At 41.9% G+C, this 17832-nt stretch carries 13 protein-coding genes and 1 tRNA gene; 9 read left to right on the plus strand and 5 right to left on the minus strand.

Features of this window, described 5'->3' with window-relative positions; translation table 11 throughout:
• Positions 1–243 precede the first annotated feature (243 nt).
• Positions 244–315 (minus strand) — tRNA-Gln (locus tag BV214_RS11535).
• 286 nt (positions 316–601) lie between these two features.
• Between BV214_RS11535 and BV214_RS11540 the strand changes: the two genes are divergently transcribed.
• Complete coding sequence (locus BV214_RS11540) at positions 602–3931, plus strand: glycosyltransferase family 117 protein (protein WP_086477664.1); 3330 nt, start codon at positions 602–604, stop codon at positions 3929–3931.
• Between the two features lie 65 nt (positions 3932–3996).
• On the opposite strand, the gene BV214_RS11545 is transcribed toward BV214_RS11540, so the two are convergent.
• The 3 genes from BV214_RS11545 to BV214_RS11555 all read right to left on the minus strand — a co-directional run bounded on the left by BV214_RS11545 (position 3997) and on the right by BV214_RS11555 (position 6395).
• Positions 3997–4293, minus strand: a complete 297-nt coding sequence (locus tag BV214_RS11545; RefSeq protein WP_086477665.1) for a thioredoxin family protein — start codon at positions 4291–4293, stop codon at positions 3997–3999.
• 91 nt (positions 4294–4384) lie between these two features.
• Complete coding sequence (locus tag BV214_RS11550) at positions 4385–5614, minus strand: metallophosphoesterase (RefSeq protein ID WP_086477666.1); 1230 nt, start codon at positions 5612–5614, stop codon at positions 4385–4387.
• A 55-nt stretch (positions 5615–5669) separates the two neighbouring features.
• Complete coding sequence (locus BV214_RS11555; protein ID WP_086477667.1) at positions 5670–6395, minus strand: copper homeostasis protein CutC; 726 nt, start codon at positions 6393–6395, stop codon at positions 5670–5672.
• 42 nt (positions 6396–6437) lie between these two features.
• On the opposite strand from BV214_RS11555, the gene BV214_RS11560 reads away from it, so the two are divergent.
• From BV214_RS11560 to tsf, 6 genes are all read left to right on the plus strand, one after another.
• Complete coding sequence (locus BV214_RS11560; RefSeq protein WP_086477668.1) at positions 6438–7433, plus strand: isoaspartyl peptidase/L-asparaginase family protein; 996 nt, start codon at positions 6438–6440, stop codon at positions 7431–7433.
• 42 nt (positions 7434–7475) lie between these two features.
• On the plus strand, positions 7476–10322 hold the full coding sequence (polA, locus tag BV214_RS11565) for a DNA polymerase I (protein ID WP_086477669.1): 2847 nt from the start codon (positions 7476–7478) through the stop codon (positions 10320–10322).
• Positions 10323–10906: 584 nt separating this feature from the next.
• Complete coding sequence (rplM, locus tag BV214_RS11570) at positions 10907–11362, plus strand: 50S ribosomal protein L13 (protein ID WP_086477670.1); 456 nt, start codon at positions 10907–10909, stop codon at positions 11360–11362.
• On the plus strand, positions 11362–11748 hold the full coding sequence (rpsI, locus tag BV214_RS11575; protein WP_086477671.1) for a 30S ribosomal protein S9: 387 nt from the start codon (positions 11362–11364) through the stop codon (positions 11746–11748). The genes rplM and rpsI overlap by 1 nt, the downstream gene beginning before the upstream one ends.
• Before the next feature lie 237 nt (positions 11749–11985).
• Positions 11986–12846, plus strand: coding sequence for a 30S ribosomal protein S2 (gene rpsB / locus BV214_RS11580; protein ID WP_086477672.1), 861 nt, complete (start codon positions 11986–11988; stop codon positions 12844–12846).
• 96 nt (positions 12847–12942) lie between these two features.
• Positions 12943–13767 carry a translation elongation factor Ts gene (gene tsf, locus BV214_RS11585; protein WP_086477673.1) on the plus strand — a complete coding sequence of 275 codons (825 nt, stop codon included), beginning with the start codon at positions 12943–12945 and terminating at the stop codon, positions 13765–13767.
• Positions 13768–14169: 402 nt separating this feature from the next.
• On the opposite strand, the gene BV214_RS11590 is transcribed toward tsf, so the two are convergent.
• Entirely contained in the window at positions 14170–16062 is a 1893-nt protein-coding gene (locus BV214_RS11590) for a M61 family metallopeptidase (protein ID WP_086477704.1), read from the minus strand.
• A 231-nt stretch (positions 16063–16293) separates the two neighbouring features.
• On the opposite strand from BV214_RS11590, the gene pyrH reads away from it, so the two are divergent.
• Together pyrH and frr are read left to right on the plus strand one after the other, a co-directional pair.
• Complete coding sequence (gene pyrH / locus BV214_RS11595) at positions 16294–17001, plus strand: UMP kinase (protein ID WP_086477705.1); 708 nt, start codon at positions 16294–16296, stop codon at positions 16999–17001.
• Between the two features lie 41 nt (positions 17002–17042).
• Positions 17043–17597 (plus strand): ribosome recycling factor, encoded by a 555-nt coding sequence (frr, locus tag BV214_RS11600; protein ID WP_086477674.1) that lies wholly within the window; start codon positions 17043–17045, stop codon positions 17595–17597.
• Positions 17598–17832 lie beyond the last annotated feature (235 nt).

Raw genomic sequence — 17832 nt, forward strand, 5'->3', positions numbered from 1 at the left:
TCCATTAGAAAACAAATAACAATTCTTGAGTAAAATGAAAGGTATTTTGATTGAGGGGGAAAGGTATAGTTTAATTGAAATCCGAATAATAAGCCCTACTTAAATCAGAATTAATCATTTACATAAACACAACAACTAGTCATGATCTCTTAACTGCCAACATCAAAAAAAGCCTTAAAAAGACACCCCTAAAAACAAAAATCCCGCAATCCATTTGTATCAATGCTTTGCGGGAAATTTTTGTTGGTCTACTAGGACTCGAACCTAGAACGACTGGACCAAAACCAGCTGTGTTGCCAATTACACCATAGACCATTACCGTAATTCAGCGTGCAAATTTAGAACAAAGTTTTATATCCACAAACATTTTGACATCATTTTACAAAAATAGTGAAAAAATGCTTTTCCCCCAGCCAATTCACCCACTCATATTTCACCTTTAAACCCCCAAACACCTACACCCTCCTTCTATTCCAAACATGCAAGCCTACCATTTACAAGTAACATTAAAAGCGCATTATACCTGTTAAAGGTTTAAGAAAAAATGGCTGTTTATATTATATAATTAGTAAATTCGCCCTTTTGCAAAACAACAAACCAAATGCTTGTAACTAACTTTAAAAAATGGGACACCATCACTGGATGGTTTGTTTTTTTTATAGCCCTAACCGTTTATACCCTTACTGTAGAACCCACCGCTAGTTATTGGGATGCCGGGGAATACATTTCCACTTCCGCTAAATTACAGGTAGGTCACCCACCAGGAGCCCCACTATATCAAATTATAGGGGCGTTTTTTGCCATGTTTGCCCTAGAGGCAAACCAAGTTGCAAAAATGGTCAATATGATGTCGGCCGTTTCCAGCGCCTTCACCATTCTCCTCATGTTCTGGACCATTACCAACCTCACCAAAAAACTCATTGCAAAAAAAGAAGAACTGACCAATAGCAAGGCCATTGCCATCTTAGGTAGCGGATTGGTAGGCTCTTTGGCCTTTACCTTTTCGGATAGCTTTTGGTTTAACGCCGTAGAAACAGAAGTATACGCCATGGCCAGTCTTATTATGGCCCTCCTTCTATGGCTAGGTCTAAAATGGGTAGATGATTTGGATAACCCTAGAGGCAATAAATGGATTATTCTCATTTCCTTTGTAGTGGGACTCACCTTTGGTATTCAGTTTATGGGCTTCTTAGCAATCCCTTCTATTGGACTGTTATACTACTTTAAGAAATACAAGACCACAACCATAAAGAACTTTCTATTGGCCAATATTATCTCGGTGGCCATTTTACTGTTGGTTTACAAATTTTCGCTCACCTACGTATTAAAACTTTTTGGATGGAGCGAGGTGTTTTTCATTAACAATCTTGGACTCCCCTTTAATTCGGGTACCATAATAATGGGGCTTATTTTTATTGGGATTTTCTTTTTTGCACTTCGTTATACCAGAAAGAACCACTATGTCACAGCAAACACCATTACGCTATGCCTTATGTTTTTGTTCTTGGGCTTTTCTTCTTGGTTAATGCTTCCAATAAGGGCCAATGCCGATGTGGTGATTAATGAAAACGACCCCTCGGATGCCAGGTCATTATTAGCATACTACAATAGAGAGCAATACCCAGGGGTAGACAGTCCGTTTTACGGCGCCTACTATTCCAACACCTTTGCCTCCCCAGGTGAAGAAAGGGACGAGCAACCCAAGTACGAGAAAGACTATGAGACTGGAAAATACATCATTGTAAATAAATACAAGAACGCTTTACAAGGCCCCAACCCCAATCACGTTGGATTCTTACCCCGCTTGTGGAGCGAGCAGAATGCGGAGAATTACATGAAGTATTTTTACCCGCTAGAATTCAAGATAAAATCGTCCTACCTAGGAAATACCGAACTAAGGGAAGCGGTAGGCCGCTTTAGGGATGGGTATGCCAGAGGTGAAATAGACACTTCCCAGTATATACGATTTTTAAGGGAGTTTAGTGAATATATAGATGTGCAACCTCCTACGTTGATGCAAAACATCAGCTATATGTTCCAGTTTCAGTTTAACTATATGTATTGGCGCTATTTTATGTGGAATTTTGTTGGAAAACAAGACGACATACAAGGTAGGTACAACAATCACGGAAACTGGCTTAGCGGTATCAACTTTGTAGATAGTGTTCGCCTAGGCAGTCAGGAAAACCTGCCCAGCGACATCAAAAACAACAAGGGAAGGAACACCTACTTCTTCTTACCCTTACTATTGGGGATTATTGGACTCATATTTCAGATCAGCAAAAACCCGAAGCAATTTTGGGTGCTGTTTGTATTCTTTATTTTCACCGGAATTGCCATACAATTTTATACCAACCCCGGCATTTTTCAACCTAGGGAACGGGACTACTCCCTAGTGGGATCGTTCTATATTTTTGCGATATGGATTGGCCTAGGGGTCTACGGACTCTTTGAGGAATTCCGAAAATTATTAAAACCCAAAATACTGGCCCCGGCAATCACCTTACTTTGCCTACTGGCTGTACCTGGGGTAATGGCATTCCAAAATTGGGACGACCACGACCGATCTAATCGATATACCGCAAGGACTACCGCCATGGCTTACCTGTCTTCTACACAGGAAAATGCCGGTGCTATTATATTTACCATAGGGGACAACGATACCTTCCCCCTTTGGTATGTACAGGAGATAGAAGGTTTCCGCACAGATGTACGGGTGGTGAACACCAGCCTTTTTGCCACGGACTGGTACATAGACCAAATGAAAATGCAGGCCTATGAAAGTGAGCCAATCCCGTCTCAGCTAACTCACGAAAAATATAGGTTTGGTACCAGAGATGCCATCTACTATAATGGTTTAACGGAAAACCGATGGAACATAAAAGATTTCATGAATTGGATAGATAGCGACAGGGAAGAAACCAAATTTAAGAGCATCTTAAAGCGACAAGGAGCCGATCTTAGCCAATATTCGGAAAACAATCTGGACGTAGTATTCTACCCCACCAATAAGATCAGGATCCCCGTAAACAAGAAAAATGTTCTGGAGAGCGGCTTGGTGAAAGCCAAAGACTCTGCCCTTATTGTAGACTATATTGATATTGACCTTCCAAAATCGGCCTTACCCAAAAACAGGATCCTTATGTTGGATATCATTGCCAACAACGATTGGAAGCGTCCTATCTATTTTTCTGGCGGAAGTTTTGATCCTGCAGAATATATCTGGATGAAGGATTACCTGCAACTAGATGGATTGGCCTATAAATTGGTACCTATTAAAACCCAGAACAGGAATAGCTATGAAATGGGAAGGATAGATACCGATTTAATGTACGATATCGTAAAAAAATGGGAATGGGGCAACGCTGGGAGCCCAGACATTTATCACGACGTACAGACACGGACCCAAGCACTATCTTTCCGCGGAAATTTGGCTCGTTTAACGGAGGCCTTAATCCAAGAGAATAAAATAGAAAAAGCAAAGGAAATCATAGATATTGCCATGGAGAACATGCCCGTGGAATATTTTGGATACTATGCATTTGTAGAACCTTTTGTAGATGGCTATTTTAAAGTAGGTGAAACTGAAAAGGCACGTGAACTCTACCAAAAACTAAAGACCATATATCAGGAACACTTAGATTACTATGTTAGTCTTCCCTTTGAAGATCAGCGCATGTTCCTAGACGATATTATCCCGGATCTAGAAGCCTACAGTAGAATAATAGACATCCTGATCAACAACAAGGAGAAAAATATGGCAGAAAAAGAAACCCTTGTTTTCAACGAATACATTGCCAAGTTCGAACGCTTTTACAGAAGCGATGCCGTAGAAGACATGCTGCCAGAAGAAGAGCCAGGAGAGGTAGACTCTACAGCCTTGGATATTATCCCAGAGCAGGAATTGGATAGCATTACCCCTATTCAATAAAGGGTACAACAGCGCATAAAAAAAACCGGGAACTAAAGTCCCGGTTTTTTTATGCTTTTATCGTATTAGATATACTCGTTTAAGATACCAATCAATGTATTGGCATCTTGCTCCCCACTCTGCCGCCATACCATTTCTCCTTTTTTATAGATCATGAGGGTAGGAAGCCCCTTCACCCTAAGGGCTTGGGCCAGCTCTTTATTTTTATCCACATCAATTTTTATCACCTTGCCTTTATCGCCTAATGCTGCGGCAACATCCTTTAAAACCGCATGCATGGCGGTGGATTGCTCATTCCATTCGGCATAAAAGTCCAATAATACCGGACCGCTGATATCAATTAAATCTCCAAACTTAGACATATAGTATTCGTTGCTTTATCAATCAAAAATAAGAAAAAATGCCAAAAAACCATCGTCCGCCCTGTTTTTATGGAGCCTAGCGCTGCCTCCCTTAGGCAACCAACTTCTTTTTTAGGGTGATTACGGTAATTTCGGGCCAGATACCTACTCTCCCTGGGTACCCCAAAAATCCAAATCCGCGATTCACGTTAATCAGCTGTCCCAACTCTTCATAAACCCCCGCCCAGTATTTATAGCGCCATTTTGCCGGACTCCATTTTATCCAGCCCGGTATCTCTATCCCAAACTGCATTCCATGAGTATGTCCGCACAGGGTAAGGTGGTAGTGATAGGGGTGTTTCAAAACCTGATCTTCCCAATGCGAGGGATCATGACTCATTAAGATCTTAAAATCATCTTTATGTATCTGGGCCGTAGCTTTGTTAAGATCCCCCGCTTTTTTAAAGCCTCCTCTCCCCCAATTCTCTACCCCTACTAAGGCAATTTTATCCGCACCTCTTTTGAGATACCTACTTTCATTAAGCATTAGATCGAAACCTATTTCGCGCTGCAACTCCATCAACATCTCTAGATTCTCCCTCTTTTCCTTCTCGGTTTCCCACTCTACATAATCCCCATAATCATGATTCCCCAAAACAGAAAACTTCCCATCCTTCGCTTCCAGACTAGCCAAGAGATCCTTCCACGGCAGCATTTCCTTCGCCATATTGTTCACCATATCCCCCGTAAACAGCAGCAAATCACTTTTTTGCCTATTGATTAAATCTATGCCATAGGCAATTTTCTTTCTGTTATCAAAACTGCCACAATGAAAATCGGAAACTTGCGTTATTCGGTAACCGTCAAAACTATCGGGCAGATCCTCAAACTCCATTTGATAGCGCAACACCTTAAAATTATACTTCCCCCTATACATCCCATAAAGCAAAGCGGAAAAAGGCAAGGCCGCAATACTCAAGGCAATCACACTCAAAAATCGCCTTCGCTCCGGCAAACTAAAAACTTTTGGAGTACCGTTTACCTTTAAATACAGTCCGGATAGAAATCTAAATATATCCTCCGAGAACAGAAAGATAATGGTAATAACCTTAAAGGACAAGATAGCCATCAGCAAACCAAAGGCGTAACTTTTGGGAACGTTTAAAACCCTCCCTGGGGTATCGCCCAAGGTGAATTGATAAATAAAATTACCTAGCACCAACAAGGAAAGCGCCATCCCTCCGTAATACACCCAGGGAAACCTAGTGACTGTCCTAAGTGCTTGCAAGGTATAAATTGCCAGAAGAACATATAAAATAACAAAAACGATCCATCTAAGCATGTATTTATTTTTTAGTAAAGATATTGGTTTTCAACCACTAGGCATGGCACCACTCCTATTCTTTTACCCTACACACTACATTTCGCAAGACCTCCAGACTACTAACCCCTACTTCGTCGTCCCTTAAAAAACTAGGAGAACTCATCGGAATCTCCGGTTTCTGGGCCAAGGTTTTATGAAATTGGATACCCGACAAATGCACTGCTGCAAACCCCTTCTCTTTAAAGATATGCACATTGGTATCCCGTATACCTCCTCCAGGCATAATAACTAGACCCTGCGTATTTTTTTGCAACTCCCACAACAGTTCCAAACCTTCCTCGCAGGTCTTCTGCTGCCCACTGCTTAGAATGGTAGCCACCCCCATCTTTTCCAATTGCTTTAATGTTTTCATGGGGTCTGTCACCCAATCGAACGCACGATGGAAAGTGAACTCCAGCGGCGAGGAGATTTTCAACAGTTCCTTGGTACGCTCCACATCCAAACTAAAATCTGAATGCAATACCCCAGAAACTATTCCGTTAAATCCCAATTTCTTGCACAAGGCAATATTTTCCTTCATTATTCCAAATTCCGATTCGGAATAGGTAAAATCACCACTTCTGGGCCTAATCAGCACATTTACGGGAATTGTTATATGTTTTCTTATCGCTTTTAACAAGCCATAGGAAGGGGTTACCCCACCTACCCCGAGCTCTGCACACAATTCAATTCGGTCAGCACCAGCATTTTGGGCGTTTAAAGCAGATTCTAAAGAATTGGCGCACACTTCTACAATCATATTTCTTATATTTAGGACCTTAAAAATAAGTAACAGAATCCAATGAAAAGAAGAAACTTCCTCAAAAATTCTACCCTTACCACCGCGGGTATGTTATCCGTCCCTTTTTTAACCTCTTGCCAGGAAAATTCATCAAAAAAGCTTGCTGGCAGCGATAGTTCCAAAACCATAAGACCCATTGCCATTTGCACATGGAATTTTATGAATGCTACTGCTAAAGCCTGGGAGGTACTAGAAAAAGGAGGATCTTCATTGGATGCGGTGGAGCAAGGAGTAATGGTAGAGGAGGCAGACATCAACAATGAGACGGTTGGTGTTGGCGGCAGACCAGATAGGGATGGCCGTGTCACTTTGGATGCCTGCATCATGGACAAGGATGCCAATTGTGGAGCGGTCTTGTGCTTGGAGAATATAGCGCATCCTATAAGCGTGGCCAGAAAGGTGATGGAAGAGACCCCACATGTTATGTTGGTAGGCAAGGGAGCAGAGCAGTTTGCCTATGAGCAAGGTTTTCCCAAGACCAATTTACTTACCGAAAAAGCCAAGAAAGATTGGTTAGAATGGAAGAAGAATTCCCAATACGAAACTATAATCAACATAGAAAATCACGACACTATAGGGATGTTGGCCATAGACAAGGACGGGGATATAGCCGGGGCTTGCACCACTAGCGGAATGGCCTATAAAATGGCCGGACGCGTTGGCGATTCGCCCATCATTGGTGCCGGACTCTTTGTGGACAATGCCGTAGGCGGAGCTACCGCTACTGGGGTTGGAGAAGAGGTAGTCCGAACCGTAGGCAGTTTTCTCATCGTAGAATTAATGAGACAGGGAATGTCGCCCCAAGAAGCTTGCGAGGAAGGCGTAAAGCGAATCATGGAAAAGAACAAGGACCGTAAGGACTTTCAAATAGGCTTCATCGCTATTAATAAAAAAGGTGAAACAGGAGGCTATTGTATTCACCCTGGGTTTAGTTATCGCACCTACTCCGAAGAGGGACATACAAACAACCCATCGGACTCCTTTTTAAAGGCATAATCTATTTACAAATAAAAATTACTTCGGAAACAATCCAATAAAATGGCTGAACAAAAAAAACTTTTTCTACTAGATGCTTATGCCCTTATTTTTAGGGGTTACTATGCCCTAATCAAAAACCCTCGAATAAATTCCAAGGGAATGGACACCTCTGCAATCATGGGGTTCATGAACTCCTTACTGGATGTAATCCGACGGGAAAAACCAGATCACTTGGCCGTTTGCTTTGACAAGGGCGGAAGTGTAGACCGCACCGAACTTTTCCCTGAATATAAAGCCAACCGGGATGCTACCCCAGATGCAATAAAGATTGCCGTACCCTATATACAGGAAATCCTAAAAGCAATGCATATCCCAGTAGTGGAACTGGAGGGCTGGGAGGCCGATGACATTATAGGCACCCTGGCCAAACAAGCTGAAAAAGAGGACTACCAAGTTTATATGGTTACCCCTGACAAGGATTTTGGACAGTTGGTATCCGAAAATATTTTCATGTACCGCCCTGCCCGTATGGGGAATGGGATTGAGATTTGGGGTATTCCCGAGATTCAAAAGCGCTTTGGCGTGGACCATCCAGAACAGGTCATAGATTACCTGGGAATGATGGGCGATGCCAGTGATAATATCCCAGGACTTCCTGGAGTTGGAGACAAAACCGCCAGAAAATTTATCGCAGAGTACGGCTCCATGGAGAACCTCCTAGCCAATACAGATCAACTAAAAGGAAAAATGAAGGAAAGGGTCATTGAGAATGCCGAATTAGGCCTGCTTTCCAAAAAATTAGCGACTATACACACGGACTGTGATGTAACTTTCAATGCTACGGATTACGAACTTACCATGCCCGATGGGGATAAGGTGCAAGAATTATTTGAAGAACTGGAATTTAGAAGACTAAAAGACCAGTTCATTAAACTCTTCTCTACGGAACCTGCTGAGGCCAATGGCGAAAATGACAAGGAAAAAAAGGACAGCACAGCAAAAAAAGAACCCGCTACCGCTGGGAGCGGTCAATTCTCTTTATTTGGAGGGGGCGACAAAGATTCTGGTGGCACTGTGGAAGAGTTCTCCAGTAGAAACACCATAGCCAACACTCCCCATGTTTACCAGAGCGTGGCACCCGGAATGGCCATGAAACTATTCCTGAAAAACCTCATGAAGCAGCCAGCCGTTTGTTTTGATACGGAAACTACTGGGTTAAATTCACTTACCGCAGAACTGGTTGGCATCGCCTTCAGCTGGGAAGCCGGAAAAGGCTTTTATGTTCCCTTCCCGGAGGACAGATCCGAGGCGCAGGAACTAATTAACCTCTTGAAACCATTTTTTGAATCGGAATCCATTGAGAAAATTGGTCAAAACTTAAAATACGATATTAAGGTATTACACAAGTATGGGGTTACCGTAAAAGGCAAGTGTTTTGATACCATGCTGGCCCATTACCTGATTAATCCAGATATGCGCCACAATATGGACGTCCTAGCGGAAACCTACTTAAATTATACTCCCATCCCTATTACCGACCTGTTAGGTAAAAAAGGAAAAAACCAACTTTCTATGAGGGAGGTAGACTTGCAGAAACAGACCGAATACGCGGTAGAGGATGCGGACATCACTTTTCAGTTGGCACAACATTTCAGACCAGAATTAGAAGAGGCCAAAACACAAGACCTCTTCAACGATATAGAAATTCCACTTCTAAAGGTATTGGCAGACATGGAATTGGAAGGGATTAATCTAGACAAGGAGTTTTTAAACTCCCTTGCCAAAGACCTAGACAACGATATAAAGAATTTAGAGCAGGAAATATTCAAGGAAGCTGGGGAAGAGTTCAATATTGCCTCCCCTAAACAGCTGGGAGAAATATTATTTGACAAGCTTAAACTAGTCGCCAAGCCAAAAAAGACTAGAACGGGACAATATTCCACGGCCGAGGACGTACTTTCTACCCTGGCCAAGGATCATCAAATCATCAGGAACGTATTAGACTATAGAGGGCTCAGCAAACTTAAAAGCACCTATATAGATGCCCTACCCTTACAAATAGAGGAAAGCACAGGAAGGGTGCACACAGACTATATGCAAACGGTAGCCGCAACGGGCCGTTTAAGCAGCAACAACCCCAACCTACAAAATATCCCCATCCGTACAGAAAGAGGCAGACAAGTGAGAAAAGCCTTTGTACCCAGAAACGAGGACTACGTTTTATTGGCGGCAGATTACTCCCAGATAGAATTGCGCATCATTGCTGCATTGAGTGAGGAATCTACCATGATAGAAGCATTTAAAAATGGAGAGGATATTCACGCTTCCACCGCCTCCAAAGTATTTAATGTACCCTTGGAGGAAGTTACCAGAGAACAACGAAGCAACGCCAAGACCGTAAACTTTGGAATTATATATGGGGTATCGGCCTTTGGATTGAGCAATCAGACCGATCTTTCACGTGCGGAAGCAAAAGACCTGATAGACACCTATTACAAAACCTACCCCAAGCTCCGTAATTACATCAGCGAGCAAATAGATTTTGCCCGTGAAAACGGTTATGTACAAACAGTATTGGGAAGGCGCAGGTACCTAAGGGATATCAATGGAAGTAATGCAGTAGTTAGGGGTGCCGCAGAAAGAAATGCGGTAAATGCCCCCATACAAGGAAGTGCAGCAGACATAATTAAGGTAGCTATGATCCATATCCACCGAAAACTGAAAGAAGGCAACTACAAAAGTAAAATGCTTCTTCAGGTTCATGATGAATTGGTCTTTGACGTGTACAAACCCGAATTGGAAGCCCTTAAAACCATGATTAAAACGGAAATGGAAAATGCGTATAAGTTGTCCGTACCCTTAGACGTAGAACTAGGGGTTGGTGAAAATTGGTTAGAAGCACATTAGAAATTGTTTCTTTTAGATCAGAAGTTTCCCCCACCTATATTATAAGGTATCCCATAGCCGTGTATCAAGCTTTGCTATAACAACCCTAAAGGGCCCCACGACACACGTCTACACGGGGTCCTTTATACCTTATATAGGTGGTTAGAAAAAACAACTCCAAAAAACTTCCCCTTTGGCAGGGGCCGCTAGCGCTTCCTTGTTAATTACAACTAAACAACCATAAAGGGACTAAGCACCTTTATTCGCCCTATGTAATCCACCACAATCCCATAGGATGATACTTTAAAATACCCATAGTAGTCTTGAGGCCTCTTATGGTGACATTTTATATTTTTGCAGCGCCTATTAAATTTATATCAGAAAAAGATTTGAAAGCCACCACAAAACACCATGAATTTGAAATTATTTAAGCGTGGCAAACCCTTACTTCCCTAATTGTAAACCATAAAGAAGAGGTGTAAATTAAATTGAAAAAATAAATTCTATAAAATAATAAGAAGCAAGCATTTGTAATTCAACTTAATAATTGTACATTTGCAGCCCGTTATTCGGGATTTTAGTGTTTAATAAATAAATATATTAGTGTGGATACATTAAGCTACAAGACGATTTCGGCCAATAAGGCAACCGTTGACAAAGAATGGTTACTAGTTGATGCTGAAGGAGAAACATTGGGCCGTCTTGCTTCTAAAGTAGCAATGTTACTTAGAGGGAAGTACAAGCCAAGTTTTACGCCACATGTTGATTGCGGAGATAACGTTGTTATCATCAACGCCGATAAAATCAACCTGTCAGGCAAAAAGTGGGATTCAAAAACCTACGTTCGCTACACCGGCTACCCAGGAGGTCAAAGGTTCACAACAGCCAAAGAATTGTTGACAAAAGATCCAGCGCGTATTATCGAGCGATCTGTAAAAGGGATGCTACCTAAAAACAAATTGGGTGCAGCACTTTTTAGAAACCTTAAGGTATATGCTGGAGCGGAGCACAATCAGGAAGCGCAAAAACCAAAAGCAATTAACTTAAACGACCTAAGGTAATGGAGAGAATTCATAAGATTGGCAGAAGAAAAACAGCGGTTGCCAGAGTTTACCTAACTCAAGGAGATGGGAAAATAACCATCAACGACAAAGAATTGGCTACCTACTTTCCTACTGCAACATTACAGTACAAAGTACAGCAGCCTTTTACTTTAACTGATAACGTAGATAATTTTGACGTTAACGTTAACGTATTTGGTGGCGGAACTACAGGACAGGCAGAAGCAATTCGTTTGGCCTTATCCAGAGCATTATGCGAATTGGACGAAGAGCACAGATCAGCGCTTAAGCCAGAAGGTCTTTTAACAAGAGATCCAAGAATGGTAGAACGTAAGAAATACGGACAGAAGAAAGCTCGTAAGAAATTTCAGTTCTCTAAGCGTTAATATTACCTTATTTAAGTCGATACTGGCAACAGTATCCTATTGTCAAAAATTGTTCATTGAAAGCTTTCTTTACAGAAGGCAATTAAAATATACCGATCCAATTACATTGGAGCTAGGTCCGGGTAGCCCTCGAACCCAGTAACGGCAAATTAGTTTAGCATCTAAATAGTAAAGGCTCCCTTAGCTGGGTACCACTTTATTATTGCTAATTCAAAGGAACGTAAACTAAGAAAATACATGGCTAGTAAAATTGAAGTAAAAGACCTATTAGAGGCAGGTGTGCATTTTGGCCACCTTACCAGAAAATGGAATCCAAACATGGCGCCCTACATCTACATGGAGCGTAATGGAATCCACGTTATCAACCTATACAAAACTGTTGCAAAGCTAGAGGAGACCAATGAGGCTCTTAGAAAAATTGCAGCATCCGGCAGAAAAGTACTTTTCGTTGCCACTAAAAAACAAGCTAAAGACATCGTAGCCGAGAAAGCTGGGAATGTAAATATGCCTTACATCACTGAAAGATGGCCTGGAGGTATGTTAACTAACTTTGTTACTATCCGTAAAGCTGTTAAGAAAATGGCTAGCATTGATAGAATGAAGAAAGACGGAACTTTTAACACGCTATCTAAAAAGGAGCGTTTACAGGTAGACCGTTTACGTGCCAAATTAGAAAAGAACTTAGGTTCTATTTCCGATATGACCCGTCTTCCTGCAGCGATCTTCGTTGTAGATACTATGCGCGAGCACATTGCAGTGAAGGAAGCTCAAAAGCTGAACATTCCAATTTTCGCTATGGTAGATACCAATAGTGATCCAAGAGAAATTGACTTTGTAGTTCCATCTAACGATGATGCTTCTAAGTCTATCGATATCATTATGCAATCTGTTACTTCTGCTATTGCTGAAGGATTAGCCGAGCGTAAATCTGAAAAGCAGTCTGAAAAAGAAGGCAAGGAGAACGCTAAGCCAAAGGAGAAGAAAGCAAAAGTTAAGGCTACTGCCGAAGCACCTGAGGCCAAAGAAGCTAAGAAAGAAGAGAAGGCTGCCGAAGAACTTCCTAAAACAGAAGATGCAGGCACTAAAAGCGACGAATAGATCAACCTTCTTAATCTATAATCGAAAATCAATTTAACCCTCCCCTGTACGCAGACCAATGTTCTCTTTATAGGGGGGAATTAAAACAAAAATAAAATGGCAAAAATTACCGCCGCAGAGGTAAATAAATTAAGAAAGACAACAGGTGCAGGCATGATGGATTGCAAAAAGGCACTAGTTGAAGCTGAAGGAGATTTTGATACCGCAATTGAAATCCTTCGTAAAAAAGGACAAAAAGTAGCAGCTAAAAGAGCTGACAGAGAATCTTCTGAAGGGGCTGCTATCGCTAAAGTTAATGCCGATAACACTACAGGAGTTATTATCTCCTTGAACTGTGAGACCGATTTTGTTGCTAAGAACGATTCTTTTGTAAGCTTGGCTAATGAATTGGCTGACCTTGCTTTGAACCACGAGAACAAAGAAGCTTTCTTAAATGCCGATTTCAACGGAATGACGGTACAGGACAAGCTTACCGAACAAACTGGTGTTATTGGTGAGAAGATTGAAATAGGCGGATTTAGCCGACTTTCTGCTCCGTTTGTAGGTTCTTACATTCACGCAGGAAACAAGATTGCTACCCTAGTAGGACTTTCTGCTGCTGTTGAAGGTGCTGAAGTTGCTGCTAAGGATGTAGCTATGCAAGCTGCTGCGATGAACCCAATTGCTCTTAATGAGGATGGTGTAGACCAAACTGTTATAGACAAGGAAATAGAAATCGCTAAAGACCAATTGCGCGAAGAAGGAAAGCCAGAAGCCATGTTAGACAATATTGCTAAAGGAAAACTTAACCGTTTCTTTAAAGACAATACCTTGGTAAATCAGGCTTTCATTAAAGATAGCAAACAAACCGTTGCAGAATACGTAAAAACTTTCGACGCCAACTTGGAAGTAACCGGTTTTGAAAGAGTTGCATTAGGATAATCCTAGCAACCCATACTCTACGACCCGCTTTTTATATAAAAAGCGGGTTTTTTTGTGCCTTTCCCTAGCCTTACAAGGTCTCTTATTTTCAAAATGGAGCTATATATTCCCGAAGGAAAAACCTTCCCTACCCCAACTCCCATTCAGCTTAAAACGCAATAAGGCCTAACCACCTAGCTTAGATTTTGCACGAAATAGCCCTTAAACCGCACCCAACAATAATGTAGCGCCCTGCTAGACCAAAACAAGACAATTGGGATGCCTTTGCCTAGATCTTTCCTAAAAACGCACCACATGACTCCGTGGACATCTGTAACTGACCAAGAAACACATACAGCAAACAAGAAATAGGGCATAAAAAAAGGCGCTGTTAGAGCGCCTTTTTCCAATAATAACTATGTGTTATCCCTTTAACCAGGATTCCCTAAGTTTTTGCTGCTCTTGGGTAACTCCTGCTACGGGAACCAATTTTTTAACCTCCATGGTAGGCGCCCCCACTTTACCACGTAGCAATAGCTCTTTCCCATCCCTTAGCACCACTATCTCAATCTCCTTATCCGGTGTCCATCCAAAACTTTGACCTATAATTGGCCTCATACTCTCCAAGGTAATAACCGTGCCGTCTATGCTTTGGATAACATCTCCTCCCTGCAAGCCCAAATCAGCATAGAAAGAACTCAGAGAGATACCTTCCCTAACAAAGACTTGGTTCATCTTTTTAGGATCTACATCTATCATTGGCATCTCCCCATCAAAGAAATATCCGCTTGGATCCACTTCAGAAATCACCTGGAGTCCCACTTTACTCCAATACGCTTCATAATCTAAGGGAGTATCCCCCACAACGTGCACATCAAAAAATTCTTGAATTTCGGGATAGGTCAACTCCACAATTTCAGCTATTAGCTTGTCATCTTCAAAGGGCCTGTGTTCCCCATACTTTTTAGACAACTCCTTTAAAAGCCACAACACCCCTTTCTCTCCCTTACTCAATTCTCTAAGCCTAATATCGAGCGCCATATTCACCAAAGCCCCCTTCTCGTAAATATTGATAAAATTACTCTTATACGGTTCGGCCAGTACATTTTTGCTCAGTTGAGTCAGGGACATTTCATCATCATAAGACCTAGAATTGGCTACCTTATCCATTAATCGTCCATAGAACTCCTCCTCAGCGATGATACCCTGATGAATTTGAAAGAGATTCGCAAAATATTCCGTAGTTCCTTCGTACAACCACAGATGCTGAGACATTTTAGGCTCATTAAAATCGAAATAGTGTATTTCCTCCGAATGAACACTCAAAGGAGTTAGAATATGGAAAAACTCATGGGATACAATATCAATCAAGGCTTCCTCTAAACGATCTTTTGGCATCCCCTCTGGCAACACTACTACCGTAGAAGTATGGTGTTCCAAAGCACCATAACCACTTGCATCCGTCTCCTCCATGGTAGAGAGGTACAATAAAATAGCATATTGCTTGGTGCTATTGATATCTCCCAAAAACTTCTTTTGTCCGGCCATCATTTTCTCCATACTCCCCTTGAGGTCGGTAGCCGTATACAAACCATTAGGGGAGTACACACTTAGCGTTACCTCAATATCATTTACGATAAAGGTTTCGGTATTGGGTTTGGAGTATAAAATAGGATTGTCAATTATTTCGAAATAACGATCAGCCTTAAAGACATCCACTCCAGTGTCTTGTTCATCTATAGTCCCCTTATCCAAAGTTGTAACTGGCTCCAATCCTTTAGGCGCCTTAATCCTTAGCGTATAGGGCACCTCCTTAAGATCCGTGAAATAGCCAACAAATCCATGGAGGTTCAACATAAAGTTCTCCCCCTCTAGAATATTGGTCCCCGCCGGTGAAAAAACCTTTTCCTCCACCTCGCCTTCCGTATCATAGGTGTCGTTCACCCAATAAGCCACCTTATCCAAATCCTTGGCATTGGCAATATACCAAGCGTTATCATCCAACCGATCCACAGCAAGCGCTTTCCCCTTGTAGTCTAAGGCCTGGAACTGTTCTATATATTTCCCATAATTATCCACGCTATAGGTACCGGGCACTATAGCCGGAATATAGAAAGTGACTCCTCCAGAAGGAAAAGGTCCTGGATCTACCGTTACCTTCACCTTATCCCCCACCACGTTCACCAAATCCATACTAGCGATAATAGGAAAAGGCTTCGAGGACTGGGATAATTTAGAGCTGCTACAGCTATAGATAGCCAAAGCAACCAATCCCACCACTATACTTCTTTTTATTCCATTAAATTTTTTACACATAGGATATTGAATTATGATTAGATAAAACCAGCGATTTACGAAGATTTGCGCTCCAAAAAGAAGCGACTGTCCCTTCTTTATAAAATTGGCTTTGCGTTTCATAAACAAGATTAAAAAAATAAATTTATCCGTCACTATTCATTGTGAAATAATTAGGAGGCACGAATCCTCACCAACAGTCTGCTTCGTACATATTTTTTATTATTTTTGCTTTGAATTAATCAAAGCATGATGCAATACAAAAGAATTCTATTAAAACTCAGTGGTGAAGCCTTAATGGGAGAAAATCAATACGGCATAGACCCAAAAAGACTATCAGAATACGCCGAGGAGATTAAAGAAGTAGTAGACAAAGGCACTGAGGTTGCTATTGTAATTGGAGGAGGAAACATTTTTAGAGGCTTGGCAGGTGCCAGTCAAGGAATGGACAGAGTACAGGCAGACCATATGGGAATGTTGGCCACAGTGATTAACGGCTTGGCCTTGCAAAGCGCTTTGGAATTAAAAGGAGTACAGACCAGATTGCAATCGGCCATACAGATCAATGAGGTGGCCGAACCTTTCATAAGAAGACGAGCTATGCGCCATTTGGAAAAAGGAAGGGTCGTTATTTTTGGGGGTGGTACTGGGAATCCATATTTCACTACCGATTCGGCCGCGGTTTTACGAGCCATAGAAATAGAGGCCAATGTAATCCTTAAAGGAACCCGTGTAGATGGCATTTATACTTCAGATCCCGAGAAAGATGAAACAGCCACTAAATTTGATACCATTACCTTTAAGGATGTATTAACCAGAGGGTTAAAAGTAATGGACACCACGGCATTTACCCTTAGCCAGGAGAATGAGTTACCCATAGTAGTTTTCGATATGAACAAGAAAGGAAACCTTCTAAAACTGGTTTCCGGAGAAAACATTGGGACGGTAGTTAACCTATAGTTTCCACAATTTTCGAATTACATCTAATTAACATATAGCATATGAACGAGGATATTAAATTTATACTGGACACCGCCAAAGAAGGCATGGATGGCGCCATTGAGCACTTGGAACGTATGTTCGTGAAGATCAGGGCCGGAAAAGCGAGCCCCGTAATGCTTTCTAGCGTGATGGTAGAATACTATGGTTCACAAACCCCGTTGTCTCAAGTAGCCAACGTAAGCACCCCCGATGCCAGAACCCTATCTGTTCAGCCATGGGAGAAGAACATGCTCCAAGAAATAGAAAAGGCGATTATGAACGCTAACTTGGGCTTTAACCCTATGAACAATGGTGACTATGTAATCATCAATGTTCCACCATTGACCGAAGAGCGCAGGAGGGACTTGGTAAAACAAGCCAAAGCCGAAGCCGAAGAGGCCAAAATAGGTATTAGGAACTCCAGGCAGGAAGCCAACAAGGATATCAGAAATCTGGATGTATCCGAAGACTTGCAGAAGGGTGCCGAGAACGACGTGCAGACCCTGACCGACAAATACATCAAAAAAATAGATGCCCTATTGGATGTTAAGGAAGCCGAGATAATGACCATCTAATTAGAAACAATAATTACCAGAGAGCGACTACCACAGTCGCTCTCTTCCTTTTACCGGGAAGGGCACCCCATGGCAAAACACCCTATCCAAAACCCGCTCGGTCCCCAGCAGTTTGGCACGCTGGTATTTTGACTCCCCATCCTAGGAACAAAAGCAATCATTCTCTACCTTTGCGCGCATATAAATTTAGTTTCCGCGCTGTACATTTTCATCAAACCGGATTTTAATACAAGAG

The organism is Arenibacter amylolyticus, from assembly GCF_002150785.1.
GTDB lineage: Bacteria > Bacteroidota > Bacteroidia > Flavobacteriales > Flavobacteriaceae > Arenibacter > Arenibacter amylolyticus.

What these genes read in the sequence shown, in the direction of transcription:
- pyrH (WP_086477705.1), top strand. Translation starts at nt 16,294, where the DNA reads ATGCAATACAAAAGAATTCTATTAAAACTCAGTGGTGAAGCCTTAATG.
- BV214_RS11540 (WP_086477664.1), top strand. Translation starts at nt 602, where the DNA reads ATGCTTGTAACTAACTTTAAAAAATGGGACACCATCACTGGATGGTTT.
- frr (WP_086477674.1), top strand. Translation starts at nt 17,043, where the DNA reads ATGAACGAGGATATTAAATTTATACTGGACACCGCCAAAGAAGGCATG.
- BV214_RS11590 (WP_086477704.1), bottom strand. Translation starts at nt 16,062, where the DNA reads ATGTGTAAAAAATTTAATGGAATAAAAAGAAGTATAGTGGTGGGATTG.
- polA (WP_086477669.1), top strand. Translation starts at nt 7,476, where the DNA reads ATGGCTGAACAAAAAAAACTTTTTCTACTAGATGCTTATGCCCTTATT.
- rpsB (WP_086477672.1), top strand. Translation starts at nt 11,986, where the DNA reads ATGGCTAGTAAAATTGAAGTAAAAGACCTATTAGAGGCAGGTGTGCAT.
- tsf (WP_086477673.1), top strand. Translation starts at nt 12,943, where the DNA reads ATGGCAAAAATTACCGCCGCAGAGGTAAATAAATTAAGAAAGACAACA.
- BV214_RS11550 (WP_086477666.1), bottom strand. Translation starts at nt 5,614, where the DNA reads ATGCTTAGATGGATCGTTTTTGTTATTTTATATGTTCTTCTGGCAATT.
- BV214_RS11560 (WP_086477668.1), top strand. Translation starts at nt 6,438, where the DNA reads ATGAAAAGAAGAAACTTCCTCAAAAATTCTACCCTTACCACCGCGGGT.
- BV214_RS11545 (WP_086477665.1), bottom strand. Translation starts at nt 4,293, where the DNA reads ATGTCTAAGTTTGGAGATTTAATTGATATCAGCGGTCCGGTATTATTG.
- BV214_RS11555 (WP_086477667.1), bottom strand. Translation starts at nt 6,395, where the DNA reads ATGATTGTAGAAGTGTGCGCCAATTCTTTAGAATCTGCTTTAAACGCC.
- rpsI (WP_086477671.1), top strand. Translation starts at nt 11,362, where the DNA reads ATGGAGAGAATTCATAAGATTGGCAGAAGAAAAACAGCGGTTGCCAGA.